A 23,314-nucleotide genomic window follows, 5' to 3' on the forward strand; every position below is an offset into this window, starting at 1 on the left:
CATGTGGGAACGTATTCGAGAAGACATCCGCTGCGTGTTCGACCGGGACCCGGCGGCGCGCACCACCTTTGAGGTGCTGACCACCTATCCGGGGGTGCACGCGGTGCTGTGGCACCGGCTCAACCACTGGCTGTGGCAGCGCAACTTCAAGTGGCTGGCCCGCTGGCTCTCCACGCTGGCCCGCTGGCTCACCGGCATCGAAATCCACCCGGGGGCGAAGATCGGCCGGCGCTTCTTCATCGACCACGGCATGGGCGTGGTCATCGGCGAGACGGCGGAGATCGGCGATGACGTGACGCTCTATCACGGCGTCACGCTCGGCGGCACCAGCTGGCAGCCGGGCAAGCGCCACCCCACGCTGCGCGATGGCGTGGTGGTGGGTGCCGGCGCCAAGGTGCTCGGCCCCATCGAGGTGGGCGAGAACGCCCGTATCGGCGCCAATGCCGTGGTGGTGCGGGACGTGCCGGCGGGCGAGACCGTCGTGGGCGTGCCCGGTCATCTGGTCAAGCGTGCCAAGGCCGAGCAGGCGGAGAAGCGCAAAAAGGCCGAGGCGCTCGGCTTTGACGCCTACGGCATCACCCCCGACCTGCCGGATCCGGTGGAAAACGCCATCTACAGTCTGCTGGAGCACATCCACGCGCAGGACTGCAAGCTCCGCGCGCTGGAGGAGGCGGTGGAGAAGCTGGGAGGGCGTGTGGAGGACAACTGCCCGCTGCCGCCGCTGGATGAGGCCGCACTGGATGACGCGTCCGACAAGATGTGATATATTTCCGACCAAAACAGTCGGAAATAGACATATCAACACGCGGGTGACATTATGAAACTGACCTCACGAGGACGCTATGCGGTCACCGCCATGCTGGACATGGCGCTGCGGCCGGAAGGCGAGCGGGTGACCCTCAACGAGATTTCCAGACGTCAGGGCATCTCCCTGTCCTATCTGGAGCAGATCTTCGCCAAGCTGCGCAAGGCGGGGCTGGTCTCCAGCCTGCGCGGGCCGGGGGGCGGCTACACGCTGGCCCGTCCGGCGGATGAGATCAGCGTGGCGCAGATCATCCATGCGGTGGACGAGGTGCTGGATGCCCGCTACTGCGGCGGCGGGCGTGACTGCCACAACGGACAGGAGTGCCTTTCACACCAGCTGTGGAACGACCTGAGCGAGCGTATCGAGAGCTATCTGGACAGCATTACCCTTCAACAGCTGCTCGACGCCCGCCAGCTGGGCGGGCCGGTCGAGGTGACCTTTTCGCGGGAGGCGGCATACTGATGGCAGTGACACTGACGGAATCGGCGGCGGAGCGGGTGAAGCAGATGCTGGCCAAACGGGGCCACGGCGTCGGCATGCGCGTGGGCGTGAAGAAGTCCGGCTGCGCCGGCTACAGCTATGTGGTGGACTACGCCGACGAGGTGGGGCCGGAGGACGAGGTGTTCGAAAGCCACGGCGCCAAGGTGGTGGTCAGCCGCAAGGATCTGGAATTCATCGACGGCATGACGCTGGACTACGTGAAGGAGAACCTGCTCAACGAAGGGTTCCAGTTCAACAACCCCAACGTCAAGGACAGCTGCGGCTGCGGCGAGTCATTCAGTATCTGATAGAATAGCCGCAGTTTTTCAACGGATGGAACACGCGTGGAACGAACTTTTGCCATCATCAAGCCGGACGCGGTGGCGCGCGATCTGATCGGAACCATCATCAGCCGCATCGAAGCGGCTGATTTGCATATTGAGGCCATGAAAATGGTGCACATGAGCCGGCGCGAGGCGGCGGGCTTCTACGCCGAGCACGAAGGCAAACCCTTCTGGGAGACGCTGCTGACCAACATGACCGCCGGCCCCAGCGTGGTGATGGTGCTCTCCGGCGACGACGCCATTGCCCGCTGGCGCGCGCTGATGGGGCCGACCGACCCGGCTCAGGGCGAACCGGGCCAGCTGCGTCATGATCTGGCCGAAAGCATGGAACGCAACAGCGTGCACGGCTCGGATTCGCCGGCCAGCGCCGTGCGCGAGATCGCCTGGTTCTTCGCCGGCATGGAGCTGCATCCCCGTGGCTGACGAACGCGTCGATCTGCTGGGCATGGACCGCCCGGCGCTGGAAGCCTTCTTCGCCGGGCTGGGCGAGAAGCCCTACCGTGCCGTGCAGGTGATGAAATGGATCCATCAGCGCGGCGTGGCGGATTTCGACGCCATGACCGACATCTCCAAGGCGCTGCGGGAGAAACTCAAGCAGATCGCCCGCATACGCACGCCGCGCATCGTGGCGGAGCAGAAGTCCGCCGACGGCACCATCAAGTGGCTGCTGGAGGTGGACCGGCATAATTTCGTCGAGACCGTCTTCATCCCCGAGAAGGACCGGGGCACCCTGTGCATCTCCTCACAGGTGGGCTGCGCGCTGGACTGCAGTTTCTGCGCCACCGGCAAGCAGGGTTTCAACCGCAATCTGGAGAACTGGGAGATCATCTCCCAGATGTGGGTGGCCACCAAGGCGCTGGATGCCGACCCCAAGCGCAACCGCAAGATCACCAACGTGGTCTTCATGGGCATGGGTGAGCCGCTGCTCAACGTCACCCACGTGTTCCCCGCCGCGCGCATCCTCATGGACGACAACGCCTACGGACTGTCCAAGCGGCGGGTGACCATCTCCACTGCGGGCGTGGTGCCCGCCATCGACCGCATGAGCCGTGAGCTGGACGCCTGTCTGGCGGTGAGTCTGCACGCGCCCAACAACGCCCTGCGGGACGAACTGGTGCCCATCAACCAGAAATATCCGCTGGAAGTGCTCATGCCTGCGCTGCACCGCTATGTGGAGGCCTCCAGTCACAAGAAGCACATCGTCATCGAATATGTGATGATCGAGGGCGTCAACGACACCCTTGAGCACGCCGAGGAGCTGAAAACACTGCTGAAGGGGCTGCCGTGCAAGGTGAACCTGATTCCCTTCAACCCCTTTCCCGGCAGCGACTACCGCCGCTCCAGCAACAACCGGGTGCACCGCTTCCAGCGCGTGCTGCTTGACGCCGGGCAGAACTGCACCATCCGCAAGACCCGCGGCGACGACATCGACGCCGCCTGCGGCCAGCTGGCCGGCAAGGTGAAGGACCGCACCGGCCGTCAGCGCAAGTATCAGGAAATTTTCGTGGAAAAGATTGGCTCATGAGCAAGACCATCAGCGCCGTGCGCGGCATGAAGGACATTTTCGGCGACGAGGCGCGCGCCTTCGACCACCTGGTGGACACCGCCACCGACCTGCTGCGCCGCTACGGCTTTCAGCCCATCCGCCTGCCGGTGGTGGAGAAGGTGGAGCTGTTCGTGCGCTCCATCGGCGAGGTCACCGACATCGTCGAGAAGGAGATGTATGTCTTCGAGGACCGCAACGGCGATGTGCTCGCCCTGCGGCCGGAAGGCACCGCCGGCTGCGTGCGCGCCGTGGTGGAGCACAACCTCACCCGCGGCCAGATCCAGAAGCTGTTCTATGTCGGTCCCATGTTCCGCCGCGAGCGTCCGCAGAAAGGGCGCTACCGCCAGTTCCACCAGCTGGGGGTGGAGGTGTTCGGCGTGGAGACGCCGGAGGCGGATGCGGAGCTGATCGCGCTCACCGCCCGCCTGTGGGAGGCGCTGGGCATCAATGGCCTGCGGCTGGAGCTCAACTCCCTCGGCAGCGCCGACAGCCGCCGCCGCTACCGCGAGGTGCTGGTGGCCTATTTCCGCGAGCACTACGACCAGCTGGACGAGGACTCGAAGCGGCGGCTGGAGACCAACCCGCTGCGCATTCTCGACAGCAAGAACCCGGACATGCAGGCGCTGATCGAGGCGGCCCCCAAGCTGACCGACCATCTGGACGAGGCGGATCGGGCGCACTTTGAACAGGTGCGCGCCTATCTGGACGATCTGGGCATCGAGCATGTGGTCAATCCCACGCTGGTGCGCGGGCTGGACTACTACAACCGCACGGTGTTCGAGTGGATCACCACCGATCTGGGTGCCCAGGGCACCGTGTGCGCCGGCGGTCGCTACGACGGACTGGTGGAACAGATCGGCGGCAAGCCGACGCCGGCGGTGGGCTTCGCCATGGGCATCGAGCGGCTGATGGCGCTGCTGCTGGAGCGCAACCTGCTGCCGTATCGCAGCGTGGCAGATGTCTATGTGGTGGCCGTGGGCGAGGGGGCTCAGCGGCCGGCCATGGTGCTGGCCGAGCAGCTGCGCGAGGCGCTGCCTACGCTCAAGGTGCAGCTCAACGCCGGTGGCGGCAGCTTCAAGAGCCAGTTCAAGAAGGCGGACAAATCCGGCGCGGCCTACGCGCTGGTGCTGGGCGAGGACGAAGTGGCCGCGCGGCAGGTGGGCGTCAAGCCGCTGCGCGGTCAGGGCGAGCAGGAGATGGTGGGCTGGGATGAGCTGGCCGATCACCTGCAGGGCCTGTTCTGTTGTTATCTGTAAGGAGTTGAATCCATGAGCCGCTACGAGACCGACGAGGAACAGTGGGAAGCCATCAAGCAGTGGTGGAAGGAGAACGGCAAGTCCATCGTGCTGACGGTGGCCATCACCCTGGCGGCGGTGTCCGGCTGGAAGTGGTGGCAGACGCAGCAGCTCAACAAGGCGCTGCACGCCTCCGGCACCTTCGAGCTGCTGCAGCTCAAGGCCCAGAGCGGTCAGTTCGAAGAGGTGGCCCGCGAGGCCGAACGCCTCAAGACCGAGCAGCCGGACAGCCCCTATGCCAGCGGTGCGGCCCTGTTGCTGGGCAGGTATTTCGCCGAACGCAAGCATGATGCCGCCAAGGCGGCGGAACAGTTCAACTGGGTGGTCGAGCACGCCCCCGAGGCGGCCATGAAGGATGTGGCCCACCTGCGTCTGGCCCGGCTCTATGCCGATCAGAAGCAGTTTGACAAGGCGCTGGTGGAACTGAACAGGGTGCCGCAGACGGGGCTGCCCAAGGCCGAGCAGGCACTCTATCAGTATGTGGCCGGCGAGGTGGCGCTGCTGAAGGGGGACCGTGCGGCGGCCAGAGCGGCCTTTGCGAAGGTGCTCGAGCTGACCGACGCGCAGGACCTGAAACAGCTGGCGCAGCTGCAGCTGGACGATCTGGCCGATGTGGCCAAGGGTGGCTGAGACCATGCGCCTTTTTCTGACCGTTCTACTGCTCGCACTGCTGGCCGGTTGCGGTCACATCACCACCGACGATGGCGAGACGCTCGACTGGACGCCGGTGGTGGATCGGGCCGGGCAGAAGCTGGTGGAAGGGGAGCATGACCGCAATGCCCTGCCGGGCATCGGCGCCCACAATCCCGTGGCCGCGCGTCTGGTGTGGACCCTCTACTACAAACCGCTCAACAGCGCCGACACCCGCGGTCTGCAGTGGGCCGAGGACGGTCAGCGTCTCTATCTGGCCATGCCCAACGGCATGGTCACCGCCTTTTACCGGGAGGAACAGCCCACCTGGGCCAGTCAGGTGGCGTGGCAGACGCTGCTGTCCAGCCCGGTGCTGGCCGGGCCGATCAAGCACGGTGATGTCCTCTACGTGGGCACTGCGGATGGTCAGCTGGTGGCGCTCAACGCCCGCAACGGCGAGGTGGTGTGGAACCGCCAGTTGAGCAGCTCCATCGACGCGGCGCTGGTACCGGCAGGCGACCGGCTGATCGTGCGTACGCTGGACAGCAAGGTGTATGCGGTGCGGCTCGCTGATGGCGGAACGCTGTGGAAGACGGATCACGAGGCGCCGCCGCTGGCGTTGCAGGGGGAGTCTGCGCCGGTGGTCACCGGTGGCAAGGTGGTCGTGGGCTGGGAGAACGGGCTGCTTGAAGCACTCGACCTGACCAACGGTGAGCCGCTGTGGCAGCGTCGTCTGGCCACGCCGTCCGGGCGCACCGATCTGGAACGCATGGTGGATGTGCAGGCGCAGCCGCTGCTGGTCAATGGACGCCTGTATGCGGTGGCCTTCAACGGTCGGCTGGCGGCGCTGGATCCGGACACCGGCGCGCTGGTGTGGGTCAAGGACTTCTCCAGCTACCGGGACATGGTGGCGTTGGATGACCGGCTGGTGGCGCTGGACGATGAGGGCGACCTGTTCGCCTTCGACCTGATCACCGGCACGCGCATCTGGGAACAGAAGGCGCTGCGCCACCGCCAGCTGACCGACCTGCGCCTGTGGCCGCTGGCCAGGAAGGTGGTCACCGGCGACCGGGCCGGGCTGATCCACTTCGTCGAGCCGCTCAACGGCGCCCTGTGGGGCCGCCTGCGCCACCACAGCCATCCGATCGCCGATCTGATGATGCTCTCCGACCATCAGATGGTGGTGGTGGACAACGAAGGCTATCTGTCGCTCTACGAGGTCAGACTGGCGGATGAGTGACGTCACACGCACGCAGGATGAGGCGCTTCGCCGCGCGCTAGAAGGGGCCCAGCCGGAAGAGCAGTCTGCTGAACGGCAGCCGTTGCCTCAGCCGGCATCCCGGCGCAAGCGCAAGCCGGTGGTGGCGCTGGTGGGGCGGCCCAACGTGGGAAAGTCCACGCTGTTCAACCGCCTGACCAAGAGCCGTGATGCCATCGTGGCCGACTACCCGGGGCTGACCCGCGACCGCCAGTATGGCACCGGCAAGGTGGGACGCTTCCCCTACATCGTGGTGGATACCGGCGGTCTCAGCGGCGAGGAGCAGGGTGTGGACCCGCTGATGGAACAGCAGGTGCGTGCCGCGCTGGAAGAGGCGGACGCCATTCTCTTTCTGGTGGACGCGCAGGCGGGCCTGACGCCGGCGGATGAACAGATTGCCGATATGCTGCGCCGCCACTACGGCGACAAGCCGCTCTACGTGCTGGTCAACAAGGCGGAAGGGCGCGATGCGGACAGCGTCCGCGCCGAGTTCTTCGGGCTGGGGCTGGGCGAGCCGCTGGTCATCTCCGCCGAGCACGGCGACCATGTGCGCGAGACCATCGACCATGTGCTGGAGATCGTCGAGCCGCGCCTGCCGGAGGATGATCAGCCGCTGCCGGATGAGCAGGGCGGCATCCGCGTGGCGGTCATCGGCCGGCCCAACGTGGGCAAGTCCACCCTCATCAACCGCATGATCGGCGAGGAGCGGGTGGTGGCCTATGACATGCCGGGCACCACCCGCGACAGCATCCGCGTGCCCTTCGAGCGGGACGGGCAGCGCTACACGCTGATCGACACCGCCGGGGTGCGCCGCCGCAAGAAGGTGTCCGACCGCATCGAGAAGTTCAGCGTCATCAAGGCCATCGAGGCCATGGATCAGGCTCATGTGGTGGTGCTGGTCATCGACGGCTCCGAGGGCATCACCGACCAGGATCAGACCCTGCTGGGCCATGCGCTGGAATCCGGCCGTGGGCTGATCATCGCCATCAACAAGTGGGATGGGCTGGATCCCGACCAGCGCCGGCAGGTGAAGGCGGATCTGGACATCAAGCTGCAGTTTGCCGAGTTTGCCCCGCGCCATTTCATCTCCGCGCTGCACGGTACCGGCGTGGGCAACCTGTTCGACACCATCCGCAAGGTGTATGAAGCGGCCACCCGGCGGGTGTCCACCAGCCAGCTCAACCGGGTGCTGGAGCAGGCGCTGCTGGAGCATCAGCCGCCGCTGGTCAGCGGCCGGCGCATCAAGATGCGCTACGCTCATCTGGGCGCCCTCAACCCGCCGACGGTGGTGATCCACGGCAACATGGTGGACCGGGTGCCCCAGCACTACACCCGCTATCTGACCAATGTCTTCCGCAAGGCGTTCGGCTGGCAGGGCACGCCGGTGAAGATCGAATACCGCGTGACCGAGAACCCCTACGAGGGCCGACGCAGCAAGATGACCCGCCGCCAGATCGAGCGCAAGCGCAAGCTGATGGCCTTCGTCAAGCAGAAGAAAAAGGCCCTGCAGCGCAAGAAACGCGGCAGATGACGGGGTCTCCCCCATTTTTGCCGGGTCGAATTTCCGCACGCCGGGAAAAGACGTGGACGTGTGCTAAAATTGCCGGCTTTTCATTGATTTGGAGCGTTGGAGCGCATGACTGACCGCATCCGCGAAATCCCCTACAACTACACCTCCTTTTCCGACCGGGAGATCGTCATCCGCTTTCTCGGCGAGGACGGCTGGCGCGTCATCGAGGCGCTGCGCGGCCAGCGGCGCACCGGGCGCTCGGCGCGCATGCTGTTCGAGGTGCTGGGGGACATGTGGGTGGTCACCCGCAATCCCTATCTGCAGGACGACCTGATCGAAAACGAGAAACGCCGCGCCCAGCTGATCGAGGCGCTGCGCCACCGCCTGCGCCAGGTTGAAAAACGCCTCAACGGCAATGAGCAGGCGGCGGAGCTGCTGGAACGGGTGCGTGATGCGGTCACGGAATTCGAGGCCTGGTTCCCGGAACAGGCTGCATTGCGGGAGAAAATCCTCAAACGGCTGAAAAAGGTCACCCGTGCCGACAATGTGGACTTCTCCGGTCTTGCGCGCATCAGCCATGCCACCGATGCCACCGACTGGCGCGTGGAGCTGCCGCTGGTGGTCATCAGCCCCGACACCGAGGCGGAGATCGCCCCAATCGTGCAGGCGTGCATCGAGCTGGGCCTGACCATCATTCCCCGCGGCGGCGGCACCGGCTACACCGGCTCGGCCATTCCGCTGGTGCCCAACACCGCCGTCATCAACACCGAGAAGCTGGAATACATCGGCCCGGTGGAGGAGATTCCCCTGCCCGGGCTGGAGGCGGTCAAAGTCAAGTCCGTCCATGTGGAGGCGGGGGTGGTCACCCGCCGCGTGTCCGAGGTGGCCGAGGCCCACGGACTGGTGTTTGCGGTGGATCCCACCTCGCAGGATGCCTCCACCATCGGCGGCAACATCGCCATGAACGCCGGCGGCAAGAAGGCGGTGCTGTGGGGCACCACGCTGGACAACCTCATCAGCTGGAAGATGGTCATGCCCGACGGCCGCTGGCTGGAGGTGACCCGTCTCGAACACAACCAGGGCAAGCTGCACGACCAGAAGACGGTGCGCTTTTCCGTGCAGTGGTTCAAGCACGACGGCCTGAGCAAGGACGGCGACCCCACCATTCTGGAAATGCCCGGGGCCATGTTCCGCAAGCACGGGCTGGGCAAGGATGTCACCGACAAGTTCCTCGCCGGCCTGCCCGGGGCGCAGAAGGAGGGGTGCGACGGCATCATCACCTCCGCCCGCTTCATTCTGCACCGCATGCCGGCGTTCACCCGCACCTTCTGTCTGGAATTCTTCGGCCACGACCTGAGCCAGGCGGTGCCCGCCATCGAGGAGATCACCGCCTTCATGGAGAAGAAGCGGGCCGAGGGCGTGGTGCTCTCCGGGCTGGAGCATCTGGACGAGCGCTACATCAGGGCAGTGAAATACAATACCAAGGCCGACCGGCGCGAGCTGCCCAAGATGATCCTGCTGGGGGATGTGTCCGGCGACAACGGCTTCGAGGTGGCCAAGACGGTGGAAGAGATCGTCGAGATGGCCCGAAAGCGTGACGCCGAGGGCTTCATCGCCATCGACGAAGCCTCGCGCAAGGCCTTCTGGGCCGACCGTGCCCGCACCGCGGCCATCTCCGCCCACACCAACGCCTTCAAGATCAACGAGGACGTGGTCATCCCGCTGTCCCGCCTCAACGAATACAACACCGGCATCGAGAAGATCAACATCGAGCTGTCGCTGGACAACAAGCTGGCCTGCGTGGACGCCATGCTGGCCTGGCTGCGCTCCGATGCGCCGGAGCTCAAGGCGCGCGAGTGCATCGAAACCGGTGAAGGGACGGTGGAGGATCTGGTGCACCATCGGGTGCAGGCGGCCATCGACCATCTGGAGGCGGTGCGTGCCCGCTGGCAGCTTTGGCGGGACAACTTTGACACCCCCGCCGCCGAGCTGATGGACAGACTGCCTGAAGACGTGCGCGGCCGGGTGCGGGCGGGCGACACCCTCATGGACCTGCTGCTGCGCCGCGACCTGCTGGTCAAGTTCCGCACCGAGGTGACCCCCTTCCTGCGGGAGAACTTCCTCGGTTACGACTTCGAGCCGGTGCTGGACAGGCTGCGCCAGATCCATGCCGATTACAAGAACGTGCGCCTGTTCGTGGCGCTGCACATGCATGCCGGCGATGGCAACGTGCACACCAACATTCCCGTCCACTCCGACAACTACGAGATGCTCAAAAAGGCCGACGAGGTAGTGGACCGGGTGATGGAGCTGGCACTCTCACTGGATGGGGCCATCTCCGGCGAGCATGGCATCGGCCTGACCAAGATCAAGTATCTGGAGCCGGAGAAGGTCGAGAAGTTCGTCGAATACAAGAACCAGATCGACCCGAACCATGTGTTCAACCGCGGCAAGCTGATGCCCGACTCCAGCCTCGATGTGGCCTACACCCCGTCGCTGACGCTGGTGGAGCAGGAGGCGCTCATTCTGGAGGCCACCGATCTGGACGCGCTCAACAACGAGATCCGCCACTGCCTGCGCTGCGGCAAGTGCAAGCCGGTGTGCCAGACCCACATTCCCCGCGCCAATCTGCTCTACTCGCCGCGCAACAAGATTCTCGCCACCGGCAGCGTCATCGAAGCGTTCCTGTATGAGGAGCAGACCCGCCGCGGCGTGTCGCTGCACCACTTCGACGTGATGAACGACATCGCCGACCACTGCACCGTGTGCCACAAGTGTGCCAATCCCTGCCCCGTGGACATCGACTTCGGGGATGTCACCATTCACATGCGCAACATCCTCACCCGCATGGGCAAGAAGCGCACCAGCCTGATGACGAAGGCGGCGCTGTTCTACCTCAACGCCAAGTCGCCCAATGTGGTCAAGGCGCTGCGCACCACCCTCATCGGCTGGGGCGCGACCGCCCAGCGCATGGGCTACCGCCTGTTCCGCGTACTGGGCGTGTTCAAGCCCCAGTTGACCGAGCTGCCGGAACGCACCGACAGACCGCAACCGGTGCAGAAACAGGTGATCCACTTCGTGCGCAAGCCGCTGGACACCGGTCCCAATGAGCCGCCCATGCGCGCCCTGCTGGGGCTGGAGGATCCCCGCTACGTGCCGGTGCTGCGCCGTCCGGACGTGGGCGAGGACGCCGAAGCGGTGTTCTATTTCCCGGGCTGTGGCTCCGAGCGGCTGTTCTCCGACGTGAGCCTGGCCACCCTGGCCATGCTCTATGACGCCGGCGTGCAGACCATCCTGCCGCCGGGGTATCTCTGCTGCGGCTACCCGCAGACCGCCGCCGGACAGGAAGACAAGGGCATGCAGATCACCACCGAGAACCGCGCCCTGTTCCACCGGGTGGCCAACACCCTCAACTATCTGGACATCACCACGGTGATCGTCTCCTGCGGCACCTGCCACGACCAGCTGCTCAAATACGAGTTCGAGCGCATCTTCCCCGGCTGTCGCCTGCTGGACATTCACGAGTTCCTGCTGGAGCGGGGCTACAAGGTGGAAGACGTGCCCGGCGTGAAATATCTCTACCACGACCCGTGCCACACACCCATGAAGAGTCACGACCCGCTCTCCGTGGCCCGGGGATTGATGGCCGGCACCGAAGTGAAGCTCACCGACCGCTGCTGCGCCGAAGCCGGCACGCTGGCGGTCAGCCGTCCGGACATTTCCAACCAGCTGCGCTTCCGCAAGGAGCAGGAGCTGTTCAAGGGCATCGAGGACCTCACCGGCGAGGCGCACCGGGTCAAGGGCGAGGTGAAGATTCTCACCAGCTGCCCCGCCTGTCAGCAGGGCCTCAACCGCTATCAGGACAGCACCGGCCTCAAGACCGACTACATCGTGGTGGAGATGGCGCGCCTGCTCAAGGGCGAGGGCTGGAAGCGGGACTTCCTTACCGAACTGCGCCAGAAGAACGCCGTGGAGAAGGTGCTGCTCTGATGAGCGTTTTCGGGCAGGCGCTCAGTCCCCTCTGGGTGCCTGCTCAAGCCACGCATCCATGGCCTCGACATCCATGGGGCGCCCGTAGAGATAGCCCTGCGCCCGGCGGAAGCCCAGGGCGGTGAGGAAGGCCGCCTGTTCGGCGTTTTCCACCCCTTCGACCACGCTTTCAAGCCGGAAGGTGTCCACAATGTTCTTCAGCAGGCGCACCAGATCGGCGTCCTGCGGGTTGTCCGGCAGGCCGCTGACGAAGGCGCGGTCGATCTTCAGCTCGTCGATGGGCAGGCTGTGCAGGTAGCGCAGGGAAGAATAGCCGGTGCCGCGAAGTCGTCAATGGAGATCTTCGCCCCCAGGCCACGCAACTCGGCCAGTCTGGTCAGCTCGGCCTCATCGCACTTGAGAATTTCCGCTTCGGTCAGCTCCAGCGTGAAGCCCGGTTCACCGGCGGCCTCCCGCAACCGCTCGAACAGCCGCGGATTCTCAAGATCGCTGATGACGCAGTTGACCGACAGGTTCAGCGCGCCATGCTGCTGGCGCCAGCAGTGCCACTGATTCAGGGCCTGTTCCAGCACCAGTGCGTCCAGCTGGGCCATCAGCCCCTCTTCACGGGCGATGGAAAGGAACTCGGCGGGACTGATCAGACCTTCATCGGGGCGGTGCCAGCGCACCAGCGCTTCCATGCCCACCGGTCGGCCCGAGGTCATCTCCACCTGCGGCTGGTAGTGCACTTCGAAACGTTCCGGGTGGGCATGCAGATCGTTGCGCAACGCCTCGGCCAGCTGATGCCGGCGGCTGAGGGTTTCCAGCATGGAGGGCGCAAAGGCGAGAAAGTGTGTGCCCGGCAGGGTGGCATGATTGCGTTTGAGATAGCGCAGCGCCGTCTGAGCGGTGCGGATCAGGCCATCTGGCGTGTACGCATCCTGCGGGGCACGGCTGCAGCCCATGCTGGCTGACAGGTGCAGCACGTGATCCTCCACTTCCAGCGGTTCACGCACCAGCGCGTGCAGCCGTTCACAGTGGAGTGACCACTCTCCGGCAGGCAGGATGATGGCGAATTCGTCCGCATTGTAGTGAAACACCTGATCCGGATAGGCGGCAGTGAGTCGCTGCCCCAGCGCCTTGAGCACCGCATCGCCGAAGCGATGGCCATGGCGGTTGTTGAGGGTGCCGAAATCGGCCAGATCCAGCATGGCCAGATAGAAGGTCTGGCCTGAGGTCAGCAGGTGCGCCAGCGTCTCCTGTAGAGAGCGTTTCCCGGGCAGGCCGCTGACCGGGTTGTAGGCCTGGAGGTAGTCGAGCCGCCGGCGCTGGTCGCGCAGCAGCTCCATCAGCTGCATGCGGTCGGTGATGTCATAGACGATGCCTTCCATACGCAGCGGTGTACCGTCCCGGTCCCGGATCACCAGTCCCTTTTCATGGATCCAGGCAGTGCGGCCATTGCGCAGGTGGATGCGGTGCTGCAGGTCGTAGTAGGGTTTCTCGCCCTTGAGCACGGCGTCGATTTCCGCCATGACTCGCTGGCGTGTGGGCTCGTCCAGCACGGCCAGAAAAGCCTCGAACGAGGGTTTGAAGGTAGCGATGTTCTCGCCGTAGATGCGGATTTTGGTCTTGCTCCAGACCACCTCCCCGGAGGCGATGTCCCACATCCAGTAGCCCACATGAGCCACTTCCTCGGCCAGCTTGAAAAGGTCGAGACAGGCTTCGGGCGAAATTGCAGGGATGTTCCTGTCCATGGGGTGAGTTTAACCCACATGGACGGACGGAAGGAAGGCGCAGGGGCGGACGCGCCGCACCCGCTCGATGGCAGGAAAGCTTACTTGGCCTTCTGGCTGGAGAAATACTGGGCGATGGCCTTGATGTCTTCGTCGCTCAGTCCCTTGGCGAAGCGGTTCATCATGTCGTTGCGGCGGAAGCCGTCACGATAGGCCTTGAGTGCGTTTTCCAGATACTGGGCATGCTGACCGGCCAGTTTGGGAAAGATGGGAGAGGTGCTGTTGCCGTCTGCGCCATGACAGCCGATGCAGGCCTGTGCCTTGGCCGGCATGTCGGCAGCCAGAGCGGCGGTTGAGATCAGAGCGGCGCCCAGCGCCAGTGCAGCAATACGCATTTTCATGGTGAGACTCCTGTCGGTTTCATGAAGATGGCTCACATTTTAGCCAAAGGCGGCGCATCCGGCCATGCAGAAAGGTGATGGCCGCATAAGCAGGGGGTTCGAGTGCTCCAAAATGGAAAAACCGCCCGAAGGCGGTTTTTCCATCACTGAATCGCCGTGCTGAATTACTTCAGGGTGGCGATGTAGGCAGCGATGTTTTCGATGTCCTGATCGGACAGGCCCTGCGCCATGGGCGCCATCATGGAAGTCATGGGGCCCACCTGTTCGCCAGCCTTGTACTTGTGCAGCTTGGCAGCGATGTCAGCAGCGGACTGACCGGCCAGCTTGGGACCGACACCGCCTTCACCGTTGGCGCCGTGGCAGCCAACGCAGGTGGAACCGTAGGTAGCCTTGCCGGCGTCAGCGTTGCCGCCTGCGAAAGCAGACGCGCCGAAGGAAACCAGACCAGCAGTTGCCAGAGCGATGATCATCTTTTTCATAGGATCTCTCCTTTGTGTTTGAAAACGTGCGCTGTGCGCTCGATTTCTATTATCGGTGCCTGTCGCCGTTTTGGAAGACGTCAAGCATGACAGAAGTCTTGAGATATCGCCGGTTGCCCGTTGACATCATTCGGCACATTATCTGCCATGCCCGCACCGTTTGCAATTACTTCTCGCGCAGCTTCTGCGGCAGGATGAACGCCAGCGCGATCAGCGCGCCGCCGAATACCAGCGCCACCACGATGCCCGGCACGGAATCGAAGATGGCCGGCATCACATGGCCGTGACGCACCACACCGTCGGCCAGCGTCACCTTCGGGCCCAGATCGCTGACCAGCTGGAACAGCGGGGTGGAGGTGAGCCAGCCCCAGCTGAGGGCGATCAGGAAGGTGCCCACCAGGCCGCCGATGACATAGACCACCGCGTCCAGACGGCCTTCGCCCAGCGCCGCCACGCCGGTGCCCGGGCACAGGGCTGCCAGGGCGAAGCCCACACCGAAGATCAGTCCGCCGACGAAGGTGCCCCAGTAGGCGGCGCGGATGCTGAAGTGCACCGCACCGGGCGCCACGGTGTTGATGGTGAAGATGGCGATCATGGTCAGACCGATGGAGAAGAGGATGATCTTCTCCAGCTTCAGGTCCGAAAGGCGCAGCATGTCGATCAGACGGGTCGGGTTGGTGGCGCCGATGCGGTGCAGCACGAAGCCGAAGGCGCCGCCGAGAATGATGGCCAGCAGGATTTCCATGTCACTGTCCTCCACGCTTGCGGTAGATGAGAATGGCCAGCGGAATGGCGGTGGCGAACACGCCAGCGGCGAACAGCAGGCTGGAGACCGCCGTCTGCGAGATGCCGCTGATCATGTGGCCGGAGGTGCAGCCGCCGGCCAGACGGGCGCCGTAGAGGGTCAGCACGCCGCCGACGAACGCCATGGCGTAGCGCAGCAGCGGCCGGTCGCCGAAATAGCGGCGGAAGCCTTCCGGCGCCATCTTGTCCTTGCCTTCCGGCTTCGGGCCGCCGGTGAGCACGGAGAGGAAGGCGCCGCCGATCATGGCCAGCACGAAGATGAAGCCGTAGTTGACCGGATTGTCAGCCGCCTTCGCATAGGCGCCGTGGGATTTGTTGATGTAGGGGTTGGGGGAGTGATAGACCTGCCTGCCGTTCTTCTCCTCGACGGTGTAGATGTCGGGATCAATAGCCTTCCAGATCATGGTGTCGAGCACGGCGAACTGGGTGGAGACGCCGATGGGCTTGACCAGCAGGAAGGCGGCGATGGCCACGGCGGCCATGGCCAGCCCCCCCTTGAGCCAGTTCCATTCACCTTTTGGATACATGACGGTTCCTCCGTTTGCAGGGGGTTGGATTTTCAGGGCCGAAAAAATTCTAACATGCTGAAGATAAGAGAATAATAATCACTTTATGGGGAGGAATAAGTCATGCTGATCATCATCCGCTTCTGGCTGTTTGTCATCGCCATGACGGCGCTGAGCTTTCTGGTGTTGCGGTTGCTGGGGCGCACGGTGGCGCTGTTGAAGCTGTTTCTGTTCTGGCTGGCGGTGACACTGGCCTCCGTGGCGGTGCTCTACGGCTTTTCGCTGCTGCTTTCCGGCGCCTGAACGCAAAAACCCCCGCAGAACAGCTTTTCTGCGGGGTTTTTCGTGACATGTCCGGTCGCGTGCTGCGGCCGTCCGGCAAAAATGGGGGAGACCCCGTCCCGACCCGCCTTTTACGGCATGAGTGTGGGTTTTTCGCGCATTTTTTCGGCGCGTCCGCGCGCCGCTGCGCAAAATCAGGGGAGACCCCATTGGCCAGACGAGCTTTCCGGCCAGAAAGGGGGCGGCGCGGCCTGCTGGTGACCCTGTGCGGCGTGGTGTGCCCCGGTGGTGAAACGGGCAACTCCCGCTTCAGGGGGCTTCAGCGCATGCGTCTGAGCACGTCGTCGCCGTCGATGAAGTGGTGCTTGAGGGCGGCGGCCACATGCACGCCCACCAGCATCAGCAGCAGCCAGGCCAGCAGCTCATGGCCTTCCTTGAAAAATTCGTGCAGCATTTCGTTCTCGCCGATGAGCATCGGCATGGCTACACCGAAGAACAGGGGCGCCTCGCCCTTGGTGGTGATGGCCAGATAGCCGAAGGCGGCCACCAGCAGCACGCCCAGATTGAGCGCTATCTTCATCAGGTCGGCCAGCCGGCATTCCCACGGACCCATGTGGGGCGGATAGACAGGCTGGGTCTGCAGCTTGCTGACGGGAATGCGGATCAGCACCAGCAGCGCCAGCAGGATGCCGAGGCTGGTGTGCAGGCCCAGCTGTGAGGGATCATCGTCGTCCATGAGGTCGCCAATGACGAACTGCACGAAAAACAGTGCGGCGATGCCCCAGTGCAGCAGTTTGCTGACCAGACCGTAGCGTTCGGTGGTGTTCCACAGTTGCATGGTTGTCGTCTCCTCTGATGGTTAAAGGTCGAATTCTTCCCGCAGCCGCTGGAAGCTGTGATAGCGGCTGAAGGCGATCTCACCGTCGGCCACGGCGGCCAGCACGGCGCAGCCGGGCTCGTCGGTGTGGGTGCAGTCATTGAAGCGGCAGCCTCGCGCCACCTCGTGAATGTCCGGGAAGCAGGCTTCCAGCGCCTTGAGGTTTTCCGGCCTCTCCGGGCTGAACAGGCGCACGCCGGGCGAATCGATCAGATCGCCGCCTTCCGGCAGATGATACAGCACGCTGTTGGTGGTGGTGTGCCTGCCCAGTCCCGTGGCCTCGGACAGGGCGCCGATGCGGATGTCCAGGTCGGGAATGAGTGCCTTGATCAGCGACGACTTGCCGGCGCCGGAAGGACCTACGAACACCACGGTATGCCCTTTGAGCGCGTCGCGCAGGTCGTCCAGGCCGCTGCCATCTACCGCCGAGACGGGCAGGATGGGCAGCTCCAGCTCGTCATAGGCCAAGAGCGTTTCCGCCAGCGCTTCCCATTCCTCTTCGCTTTCGATCAGGTCGGTCTTGTTGATGATCAGAAGTGGCTCGAAGCCTTGCTGGCAGCAGGCCACCAGATAGCGGTCGATCATGTCCGGATGCACGCCCGGGTCCAGCGGCGCCACGATGCCGATGCGATCGATGTTGGCGGCGATCATGCGGTCCTGCCCGCGGAAGCCGGGACGGGCCAGCAGGCTCTCGCGCGGTTCCAGCGCGATGACCACGCCTTCGCCTGGCACGCCGGTTTCCGTCCACAGCACCCGATCGCCAGCCACCAGCTTGCCCAGGTTCTGGCGGATGGCGCAGTTGTGGTGTTCTCCCTGTTCGTCCTCCACCAGCACCCGCTTGCCGAAGTTGGTGATGACCACGCCGTTGCAGGCGCTGGCGCGTTCCTCCGGTGTCAGCGCCTCGGCGTTGCGGCGCTTTTCCACCCGGCGCTGCTGCTGGCGGTTGAGTTTGCGGCGCGTGTGCTTGCCCATGGGTTTCAGGTCCCGCAGAAAGTCTGTGTGATGCGCTCATGGGGCTTTGGCGGCGCCATGAACGGTCGTGTGGACGCATTGTCGCAGAAAGGCTGTCGCACTGCATCCAGCAGGGTGTGCAGCGGGGCAAGATCGCCCGCCTCCGCCGCATCCAGCGCTCGCTGCACCTGATGGTTGCGGGGAATCACCGCGGGGTTGGCCTTGTCCATGTCTGCGGCGGCCTGCTCGGGCGGCCGTGCCAGCTGGGTGCGCCAGCGTCGCAGCCACGCCTGCCAGCGGGCGTCGTCCGGCAGGCCGTGAGAGGGATCGCCCCGCAGCCAGGCCGCCAGCCGGCGGAAGGTGAGGGTGTAGTCCTGTTCCGTTTCCGCCATCAGTGTCAGCAGGTCGTAGATGAGCGCGCGGTCCGGTTCGGGCAGGGCCAGCTTATCCGCCATGCCCGCCAGCCAGTGCTTTTCCAGTTGCGGGCCGAAGCTTTCCAGCGCCGTCTGCGCCAGCGTGCGCGCACGGTCGGCGTCCGTATCCAGCAGCGGCAGCAGGGTTTCGGCCAGACGGGTCAGGTTCCACGCTCCCATGGTGGGCTGGTTGGCGAAGGCGTAGCGTCCGCCGGTGTCGATGCTGCTGAACACCGTGTCCGGATGATAGGTGTCCATGAAGGCGCAGGGGCCGTAGTCGATGGTCTCACCGGCGATGCTCATGTTGTCCGTGTTCATCACCCCGTGGATGAAACCCACCTGCAGCCAGCGGCTGATCAGCCCGGCCTGCCGGGCAATGACGCTTTCCAGCAGCGCCAGATAGGGGGTGTCCGCTTCCCGGCAGGCGGGATAGTGGCGGTCGATGGCGTAGTCGGCCAGGGCACGCACCGTATCAGCGCTCAGGCGGGCCGCCAGCTCGAAAGTGCCCACGCGGATGTGGCTGGCCGCCACCCGTGTCAGCACGGCGCCGGGCAGGGGGCGCTCCCGCCATACCGTTTCACCTGTGGCGACCACCGCCAGCGAGCGGGTGGTAGGAATGCCCAGCGCGTGCATCGCCTCGCTGATGACATATTCCCGCAGCATGGGGCCAAGCGCCGCGCGCCCGTCGCCTTGGCGGGAGAAGGGCGTGCGTCCGCTGCCCTTGAACTGAATGTCCCACAGACGGCCGTCAGGGTCGCGCCACTCGCCCAGCACCACGGCGCGGCCGTCGCCCAGCAGGTTGAAGTGGCCGAACTGATGGCCCGCATAGGCCTGCGCGAAGGGGCGGGCGCCCGGTGGCAGGCGGTTGCCGGAAAAGACTTCGGCCCTGTCGATGTCGGCCAGCCACGGGGTCAGGCCCAGCGCATCGGCGAGCCGGTCATTGAAGAGCATCAGGTGCGGGGCACGCACCGGCACCGGGTCGATGCGTACCCACAGCGGTTGTGGCAGGGTGGTGTAGCCGTATTCCAGCGGCCAGTTCATTCAGCCAGCAGCTGGTCGATCTTGGCGGCCAGAATCAGGTCGTTGAGGGTGATGCCCTTGGCGGCATGGGTGGTGAGGGTGATGCGCGCCTCGTTGTAGCCGAAGCAGATTTCCGGATGGTGATCCTCTCGGTGCGCCAGCCACGCCACGGCGTTGATGAAGGCCATGACCTGATAGTAGTTCTTGAAGGAGAAGGTCTTGCTGATCGTCTTGTAGTCCAGACTCACCTCCCACCCTGGCAGCTGGGACAGATAGCTCTCGATGGTGGGGATGATCAGCGGCTTGCTGCCCTTGGGAATGTACTCGCAGCGTTCTTCCAGCAGGATCTTGATCGGTTCTGCGGTGTCAGTCATGTTTCAGGCCCTCCAGATGTTGAATGCGTATCGGCGCCGGCGGATGGCTGTCATGCCAGGCGGAATACCACGGGTCCGGCGTCAGGGTGGCGGCGTTGTCCCGATAGAGCTTGAGCAGGGCGCGGATCATGGGATCGGCACCCACGGTTTCCACCGCGAAGGCGTCCGCCTCGAACTCATGTCTGCGGCTGAGCCACGCCATCAGCGGGCCCAGCCAGAAGAAGAACACGGGCACGGCGGTGACAAACAGCAGCAGCGCCATGCCCGGCGTCTGGTATTCGGTGCCGAGACCGGTGTAGAACTCGGGTCGCTGCATCAGGGTGTTGAGCAGCCAGAAACCGGCCAGGCTGATCAGCCCAGACAGCAGCAGGCGCTTTTTCACATGCCCGTGTCTGAAATGGCCCAGCTCGTGGGCCAGGACGGCTTCGATCTCCTCCGGTGCCAGTTTTTCCAGCAGGGTGTCGAAGAAGACGATGCGCTTGTGCCGACCCGTGCCGGTGAAATAGGCATTGCCATGACTGGAGCGGCGCGAGCCGTCCATGACGAAGATGCCGTCCGAGGCAAAGCCGGTCTTCTCCAGCAGCGTCTCGATGCGCTGGCGCAGCGAGGCATCCTCAAGCGGGGTGAATGTGTTGAACAGCGGTGCGATCCACCTGGGGAAGGCCCACAGCAGGGCGAATTGCACGCCCATCCACAGCAGCCAGGCCCACAGCCACCACTGGGCATCCATCAGCCGGGCCATCAGCCACAGCAGCGCATAGACCAGCGGCACGCCCAGTACCGCCCCCAGCAGCCAGCCCTTGATCAGGTCGATGACGAACTGCTTTGGCGTGGTGCGGTTGAAGCCGAATTCCGCCTCCACCCTGAAGGTGCGCAGAATCTGAAACGGCAGGTGCAGCAGGCTCAGGAACCACAGGGTGCCGAGCACGAACAGGGTGTCCCGCCACAGCGGCGGCAGATCCACCTGCTGCCAGGCGGCGTAGAGGTCGTTGAAGCCGCCGCCCAGAGTCATCACATACAGCAGTGCCGTGTCGAAGAAGAGCCGGTAGCGTTCCAGCTGCAGCCGGGCACGGGTGTAGTCGGCCGCCTTCTGATGGTCTGCAAGGCTGACGGTGTCGGCAAAGGCCGGCGGCACCCTGTCGCGGTTGAGGGCCACCGCCAGCAGCTGGCGGATGTTGAGCAGCAGTTCGATGGCCAGCTGGGCCGCCAGCGCGGTGACGAAAAGGGTGGAGATCCAGTTCATTTCGGTGTTCGCCTGTTGCGATAATAGGCAGGTTATTTTACGGGAGCGCGACCATGGACAAGGACAACAATCTCATCTGGATCGATCTGGAGATGACCGGGCTGGACCCGCAGCGGGACACCATCATCGAGATCGCCACTCTGGTAACCGACAGCGAACTGAATGTGCTGGCCGAAGGGCCGGTGCTGGCTGTCGCCACCGACGAGGCGGTGCTGGCGGCCATGGACGACTGGAACAGGACGCATCACGGCGCCTCCGGCCTGCTGGATCGCATCCGCAGCGAGGGGGTGCCCATGGAGGAGGCGGAGCGGGCCACGCTGGACTTTCTCAGCCAGTGGGTGAACCCGGGCAAATCCCCCATGTGCGGCAACAGCATTTGTCAGGACCGCCGCTTCCTCGCCCGCCAGATGCCAGAGCTGGAGGCCTTCTTCCACTACCGCAATCTGGATGTGAGCACCCTCAAGGAGCTGGCCCGCCGCTGGGCGCCCGCCGTGCTGGACAGCGCCGGGGACTGCAAGCGCGACATCCATCTGGCGCTGGAGGACATCAAGGATTCCATCTGTGAACTGCGTCACTATCGCCGCCACCTGTTTGCGCCGGAATATCGCGGTGCGGGTGAGTGATAGATTGTTATAATATTTCGTTCTTTTCCATTTTTAACCAACACTTTGGAGGACGAAGTTGTGGAATTGACAGGGGCCCAGATCGTCATCAAGTTTCTTGAAGACGAGGGCGTAGAGCACATCTGGGGGTATCCGGGCGGCGCCGTGCTGCCCATCTACGATGCCCTGGACACGGACGCCGAAAAGCTCCAGCACATTCTGGTGCGTCACGAGCAGGCGGCCGTGCACGCAGCAGACGGCTACGCGCGCTCTACAGGCAAGCCCGGTGTGGTCCTGGTCACCTCTGGTCCCGGCGCAACCAACGCCGTGACCGGCATCGCCACCGCCTACATGGACTCCATTCCCCTGGTTGTGCTCACCGGTCAGGTGCCCACGGGCATGATCGGTCTGGACGCCTTTCAGGAGGTGGATACGGTTGGCGTGACCCGGCCCATCGTCAAACACAACTTCTTGGTCAAGGATGTCAACGACCTGGCGATGACGCTCAAAAAGGCGTTCCACATCGCCACCACGGGCCGACCGGGTCCGGTGGTCGTGGACATTCCGAAGGATGTGCAGACCGCCACAAGCGACTACGAATATCCCCAGGAAGTGAAACTGCGCTCCTACCAGCCGGTGACCAAGGGGCACAGCGGCCAGATCCGCCGTGCCGTGGACATGATGCTGGAGGCGGAGCGCCCCATCTTCTACGTGGGCGGCGGCGTGGTGCTGGACGACGCCTCCGAGCAGCTGACGGCGCTGGCGCGCAAGCTGGGCTACCCGGTCACCACCACGCTGATGGCGCTGGGCGCCTATCCGGCGTCCGACCGGCAGTGGCTCGGCATGCTGGGCATGCACGGCACCTATGAGGCCAACCTGGCCATGCACCATGCCGACACGCTGATCGCCATCGGCGCGCGCTTCGACGACCGGGTCACCGGCAACATCGAGCGTTTCTGCCCCAATGCGAAGATCATTCACGTGGACATCGATCCTGCGTCCATCTCCAAGAACGTGCAGGTGGACATTCCCATCGTGGGGTCGGTCAGAAGCGTACTGGAGGACATGAACCACCTGCTGGACCGCCAGCTGGAGAAGGGGGTTGCGCCGGACGAGGAAAAGCTGAAGGCCTGGTGGGATCAGATCGAACAGTGGCGCGCGGTGGACTGCCTCAAATACGGCCCGTCCGTCGGCCAGATCAAGCCGCAGGCGGCGGTGGAGGCCGTGTGGAAGGTGACCAACGGCGACGCCTTCGTCACCTCGGATGTGGGCCAGCACCAGATGTACGCGGCGCAGTACTATCGCTTCGACAAGCCGCGCCGCTGGATCAACTCCGGCGGTCTGGGCACCATGGGCTTCGGTCTGCCCGCGGCCATGGGCGTGGCGCTGGCGCATCCGGACGAGACGGTGGTGTGCATCACCGGCGAGGGCTCCATCCAGATGAACATTCAGGAGCTGTCCACCTGCCTGCAGTACGGCTTCCCGGTGAAGATCGTCAACCTGAACAACGGCTTCCTCGGCATGGTCCGCCAGTGGCAGGAGCTGTTCTACGAGCGGCGCTACTCCATGTCCTACATGGACTCCCTGCCGGACTTCGTGGCGCTGGCGGAGGCCTACGGCCACGTGGGCGTGCGCATCGAGAAGCCGGAGGAGCTGGAGTCGAAGCTGGCGGAGGCCTTTGCCATGAAGGACCGGCTGGTGTTCATCGACATTCAGGTGGAGAAGGCGGAGAACGTCTATCCCATGATCCCGGCCGGTGCGGGCCAGGACGAGATGATTCTGGTGTGAGGAG

Annotated in this window: 24 protein-coding genes; 13 read left to right on the forward strand and 11 right to left on the reverse strand. The window is 64.4% G+C overall.

The window, feature by feature from the left end; genetic code table 11:
* The first annotated feature begins 1 nt into the window (after window position 1).
* The 10 genes from cysE (at window position 2) to F8K16_RS04310 (ending at window position 11,858) form a co-directional block, all read left to right on the forward strand.
* Complete coding sequence (gene cysE / locus F8K16_RS04265; RefSeq protein WP_294947401.1) at window positions 2-763, forward strand: serine O-acetyltransferase; 762 nt, start codon at window positions 2-4, stop codon at window positions 761-763.
* Window positions 764-817: 54 nt separating this feature from the next.
* Window positions 818-1,267, forward strand: a complete 450-nt coding sequence (locus tag F8K16_RS04270; RefSeq protein ID WP_294947404.1) for an Rrf2 family transcriptional regulator — start codon at window positions 818-820, stop codon at window positions 1,265-1,267.
* Window positions 1,267-1,593 carry an iron-sulfur cluster assembly protein IscA gene (gene iscA, locus F8K16_RS04275; RefSeq protein WP_294947406.1) on the forward strand — a complete coding sequence of 109 codons (327 nt, stop codon included), beginning with the start codon at window positions 1,267-1,269 and terminating at the stop codon, window positions 1,591-1,593. Before F8K16_RS04270 ends, iscA begins: the two co-directional genes overlap by 1 nt.
* 36 nt (window positions 1,594-1,629) lie before the next feature.
* Complete coding sequence (gene ndk, locus F8K16_RS04280) at window positions 1,630-2,052, forward strand: nucleoside-diphosphate kinase (RefSeq protein WP_294947409.1); 423 nt, start codon at window positions 1,630-1,632, stop codon at window positions 2,050-2,052.
* A gap of 22 nt (window positions 2,053-2,074) precedes the next feature.
* A complete protein-coding gene (rlmN, locus tag F8K16_RS04285; RefSeq protein WP_367122706.1) occupies window positions 2,075-3,154 on the forward strand; it encodes a 23S rRNA (adenine(2503)-C(2))-methyltransferase RlmN in 1,080 nt (359 codons plus the stop codon).
* Window positions 3,151-4,431, forward strand: coding sequence for a histidine--tRNA ligase (hisS, locus tag F8K16_RS04290; RefSeq protein WP_294947415.1), 1,281 nt, complete (start codon window positions 3,151-3,153; stop codon window positions 4,429-4,431). The genes rlmN and hisS overlap by 4 nt, the downstream gene beginning before the upstream one ends.
* A gap of 12 nt (window positions 4,432-4,443) precedes the next feature.
* The gene (locus tag F8K16_RS04295) at window positions 4,444-5,100 is read left to right on the forward strand and encodes a tetratricopeptide repeat protein (protein WP_294947418.1); all 657 of its coding nucleotides are present in this window, start codon (window positions 4,444-4,446) and stop codon (window positions 5,098-5,100) included.
* 4 nt (window positions 5,101-5,104) lie between these two features.
* Window positions 5,105-6,340 carry an outer membrane protein assembly factor BamB gene (gene bamB / locus F8K16_RS04300; RefSeq protein ID WP_294947421.1) on the forward strand — a complete coding sequence of 412 codons (1,236 nt, stop codon included), beginning with the start codon at window positions 5,105-5,107 and terminating at the stop codon, window positions 6,338-6,340.
* Window positions 6,333-7,889 carry a ribosome biogenesis GTPase Der gene (der, locus tag F8K16_RS04305; RefSeq protein WP_294947423.1) on the forward strand — a complete coding sequence of 519 codons (1,557 nt, stop codon included), beginning with the start codon at window positions 6,333-6,335 and terminating at the stop codon, window positions 7,887-7,889. The genes bamB and der overlap by 8 nt, the downstream gene beginning before the upstream one ends.
* 105 nt (window positions 7,890-7,994) lie before the next feature.
* A complete protein-coding gene (locus tag F8K16_RS04310) occupies window positions 7,995-11,858 on the forward strand; it encodes a DUF3683 domain-containing protein (RefSeq protein ID WP_294947426.1) in 3,864 nt (1,287 codons plus the stop codon).
* A gap of 21 nt (window positions 11,859-11,879) precedes the next feature.
* On the opposite strand, the gene F8K16_RS04315 is transcribed toward F8K16_RS04310, so the two are convergent.
* The 6 genes from F8K16_RS04315 to F8K16_RS04340 all read right to left on the reverse strand — a co-directional run bounded on the left by F8K16_RS04315 (window position 11,880) and on the right by F8K16_RS04340 (window position 15,781).
* On the reverse strand, window positions 11,880-12,161 hold the full coding sequence (locus F8K16_RS04315) for an EAL domain-containing protein (protein ID WP_367122707.1): 282 nt from the start codon (window positions 12,159-12,161) through the stop codon (window positions 11,880-11,882).
* Window positions 12,125-13,591: an EAL domain-containing protein gene (locus F8K16_RS04320; RefSeq protein WP_294947429.1), complete on the reverse strand. Its 1,467-nt coding sequence runs from the start codon at window positions 13,589-13,591 to the stop codon at window positions 12,125-12,127. Before F8K16_RS04320 ends, F8K16_RS04315 begins: the two co-directional genes overlap by 37 nt.
* 80 nt (window positions 13,592-13,671) lie before the next feature.
* Window positions 13,672-13,971 (reverse strand): cytochrome c, encoded by a 300-nt coding sequence (locus tag F8K16_RS04325; protein WP_294947432.1) that lies wholly within the window; start codon window positions 13,969-13,971, stop codon window positions 13,672-13,674.
* 164 nt (window positions 13,972-14,135) lie between these two features.
* Window positions 14,136-14,450 carry a cytochrome c gene (locus tag F8K16_RS04330; protein WP_294947435.1) on the reverse strand — a complete coding sequence of 105 codons (315 nt, stop codon included), beginning with the start codon at window positions 14,448-14,450 and terminating at the stop codon, window positions 14,136-14,138.
* A gap of 166 nt (window positions 14,451-14,616) precedes the next feature.
* Window positions 14,617-15,195: a YeeE/YedE thiosulfate transporter family protein gene (locus F8K16_RS04335; RefSeq protein ID WP_294947438.1), complete on the reverse strand. Its 579-nt coding sequence runs from the start codon at window positions 15,193-15,195 to the stop codon at window positions 14,617-14,619.
* A gap of 1 nt (window position 15,196) precedes the next feature.
* On the reverse strand, window positions 15,197-15,781 hold the full coding sequence (locus tag F8K16_RS04340; protein WP_294947441.1) for a YeeE/YedE thiosulfate transporter family protein: 585 nt from the start codon (window positions 15,779-15,781) through the stop codon (window positions 15,197-15,199).
* Window positions 15,782-15,883: 102 nt separating this feature from the next.
* Here F8K16_RS04340 and F8K16_RS04345 point away from each other — a divergent pair, with 102 nt between their 5' ends.
* Window positions 15,884-16,063 (forward strand): hypothetical protein, encoded by a 180-nt coding sequence (locus F8K16_RS04345; RefSeq protein WP_294947445.1) that lies wholly within the window; start codon window positions 15,884-15,886, stop codon window positions 16,061-16,063.
* A gap of 298 nt (window positions 16,064-16,361) precedes the next feature.
* Here the strand turns inward: F8K16_RS04345 and F8K16_RS04350 are convergent, their stop codons facing one another.
* Genes F8K16_RS04350 through F8K16_RS04370 form a run of 5 tightly spaced genes read right to left on the reverse strand, consistent with a single transcriptional unit; the run spans window position 16,362 to window position 20,920 of the window.
* Window positions 16,362-16,880, reverse strand: a complete 519-nt coding sequence (locus F8K16_RS04350) for a cytochrome b/b6 domain-containing protein (RefSeq protein ID WP_294947448.1) — start codon at window positions 16,878-16,880, stop codon at window positions 16,362-16,364.
* A 21-nt stretch (window positions 16,881-16,901) separates the two neighbouring features.
* Complete coding sequence (gene rsgA / locus F8K16_RS04355; RefSeq protein ID WP_294947451.1) at window positions 16,902-17,891, reverse strand: ribosome small subunit-dependent GTPase A; 990 nt, start codon at window positions 17,889-17,891, stop codon at window positions 16,902-16,904.
* 5 nt (window positions 17,892-17,896) lie between these two features.
* Window positions 17,897-19,324, reverse strand: a complete 1,428-nt coding sequence (locus F8K16_RS04360; RefSeq protein ID WP_294947453.1) for a YdiU family protein — start codon at window positions 19,322-19,324, stop codon at window positions 17,897-17,899.
* The gene (locus F8K16_RS04365) at window positions 19,321-19,677 is read right to left on the reverse strand and encodes a 4a-hydroxytetrahydrobiopterin dehydratase (protein ID WP_294947456.1); all 357 of its coding nucleotides are present in this window, start codon (window positions 19,675-19,677) and stop codon (window positions 19,321-19,323) included. Before F8K16_RS04365 ends, F8K16_RS04360 begins: the two co-directional genes overlap by 4 nt.
* Window positions 19,670-20,920, reverse strand: coding sequence for a M48 family metallopeptidase (locus F8K16_RS04370; RefSeq protein ID WP_294947458.1), 1,251 nt, complete (start codon window positions 20,918-20,920; stop codon window positions 19,670-19,672). Before F8K16_RS04370 ends, F8K16_RS04365 begins: the two co-directional genes overlap by 8 nt.
* A gap of 53 nt (window positions 20,921-20,973) precedes the next feature.
* Here F8K16_RS04370 and orn point away from each other — a divergent pair, with 53 nt between their 5' ends.
* Together orn and F8K16_RS04380 are read left to right on the forward strand one after the other, a co-directional pair.
* A complete protein-coding gene (gene orn, locus F8K16_RS04375; protein ID WP_294947460.1) occupies window positions 20,974-21,543 on the forward strand; it encodes an oligoribonuclease in 570 nt (189 codons plus the stop codon).
* A gap of 60 nt (window positions 21,544-21,603) precedes the next feature.
* The gene (locus F8K16_RS04380) at window positions 21,604-23,310 is read left to right on the forward strand and encodes an acetolactate synthase 3 large subunit (RefSeq protein WP_294947463.1); all 1,707 of its coding nucleotides are present in this window, start codon (window positions 21,604-21,606) and stop codon (window positions 23,308-23,310) included.
* The last annotated feature ends 4 nt before the right edge of the window (window positions 23,311-23,314 follow it).

The sequence above is a fragment of the Sulfurivirga sp. genome (assembly GCF_015490265.1).
Taxonomy (GTDB): Bacteria; Pseudomonadota; Gammaproteobacteria; order Thiomicrospirales; family Thiomicrospiraceae; genus Sulfurivirga.

What these genes read in the sequence shown, in the direction of transcription:
- cysE (WP_294947401.1), top strand. Translation starts at nt 2, where the DNA reads ATGTGGGAACGTATTCGAGAAGACATCCGCTGCGTGTTCGACCGGGAC.
- F8K16_RS04270 (WP_294947404.1), top strand. Translation starts at nt 818, where the DNA reads ATGAAACTGACCTCACGAGGACGCTATGCGGTCACCGCCATGCTGGAC.
- iscA (WP_294947406.1), top strand. Translation starts at nt 1,267, where the DNA reads ATGGCAGTGACACTGACGGAATCGGCGGCGGAGCGGGTGAAGCAGATG.
- rlmN (WP_367122706.1), top strand. Translation starts at nt 2,075, where the DNA reads ATGGACCGCCCGGCGCTGGAAGCCTTCTTCGCCGGGCTGGGCGAGAAG.
- hisS (WP_294947415.1), top strand. Translation starts at nt 3,151, where the DNA reads ATGAGCAAGACCATCAGCGCCGTGCGCGGCATGAAGGACATTTTCGGC.
- F8K16_RS04295 (WP_294947418.1), top strand. Translation starts at nt 4,444, where the DNA reads ATGAGCCGCTACGAGACCGACGAGGAACAGTGGGAAGCCATCAAGCAG.
- bamB (WP_294947421.1), top strand. Translation starts at nt 5,105, where the DNA reads ATGCGCCTTTTTCTGACCGTTCTACTGCTCGCACTGCTGGCCGGTTGC.
- der (WP_294947423.1), top strand. Translation starts at nt 6,333, where the DNA reads ATGAGTGACGTCACACGCACGCAGGATGAGGCGCTTCGCCGCGCGCTA.
- F8K16_RS04310 (WP_294947426.1), top strand. Translation starts at nt 7,995, where the DNA reads ATGACTGACCGCATCCGCGAAATCCCCTACAACTACACCTCCTTTTCC.
- F8K16_RS04320 (WP_294947429.1), bottom strand. Translation starts at nt 13,591, where the DNA reads ATGGACAGGAACATCCCTGCAATTTCGCCCGAAGCCTGTCTCGACCTT.
- F8K16_RS04325 (WP_294947432.1), bottom strand. Translation starts at nt 13,971, where the DNA reads ATGAAAATGCGTATTGCTGCACTGGCGCTGGGCGCCGCTCTGATCTCA.
- F8K16_RS04330 (WP_294947435.1), bottom strand. Translation starts at nt 14,450, where the DNA reads ATGAAAAAGATGATCATCGCTCTGGCAACTGCTGGTCTGGTTTCCTTC.
- F8K16_RS04335 (WP_294947438.1), bottom strand. Translation starts at nt 15,195, where the DNA reads ATGGAAATCCTGCTGGCCATCATTCTCGGCGGCGCCTTCGGCTTCGTG.
- F8K16_RS04340 (WP_294947441.1), bottom strand. Translation starts at nt 15,781, where the DNA reads ATGTATCCAAAAGGTGAATGGAACTGGCTCAAGGGGGGGCTGGCCATG.
- F8K16_RS04345 (WP_294947445.1), top strand. Translation starts at nt 15,884, where the DNA reads ATGCTGATCATCATCCGCTTCTGGCTGTTTGTCATCGCCATGACGGCG.
- F8K16_RS04350 (WP_294947448.1), bottom strand. Translation starts at nt 16,880, where the DNA reads ATGCAACTGTGGAACACCACCGAACGCTACGGTCTGGTCAGCAAACTG.
- rsgA (WP_294947451.1), bottom strand. Translation starts at nt 17,891, where the DNA reads ATGGGCAAGCACACGCGCCGCAAACTCAACCGCCAGCAGCAGCGCCGG.
- F8K16_RS04360 (WP_294947453.1), bottom strand. Translation starts at nt 19,324, where the DNA reads ATGAACTGGCCGCTGGAATACGGCTACACCACCCTGCCACAACCGCTG.
- F8K16_RS04365 (WP_294947456.1), bottom strand. Translation starts at nt 19,677, where the DNA reads ATGACTGACACCGCAGAACCGATCAAGATCCTGCTGGAAGAACGCTGC.
- F8K16_RS04370 (WP_294947458.1), bottom strand. Translation starts at nt 20,920, where the DNA reads ATGAACTGGATCTCCACCCTTTTCGTCACCGCGCTGGCGGCCCAGCTG.
- orn (WP_294947460.1), top strand. Translation starts at nt 20,974, where the DNA reads ATGGACAAGGACAACAATCTCATCTGGATCGATCTGGAGATGACCGGG.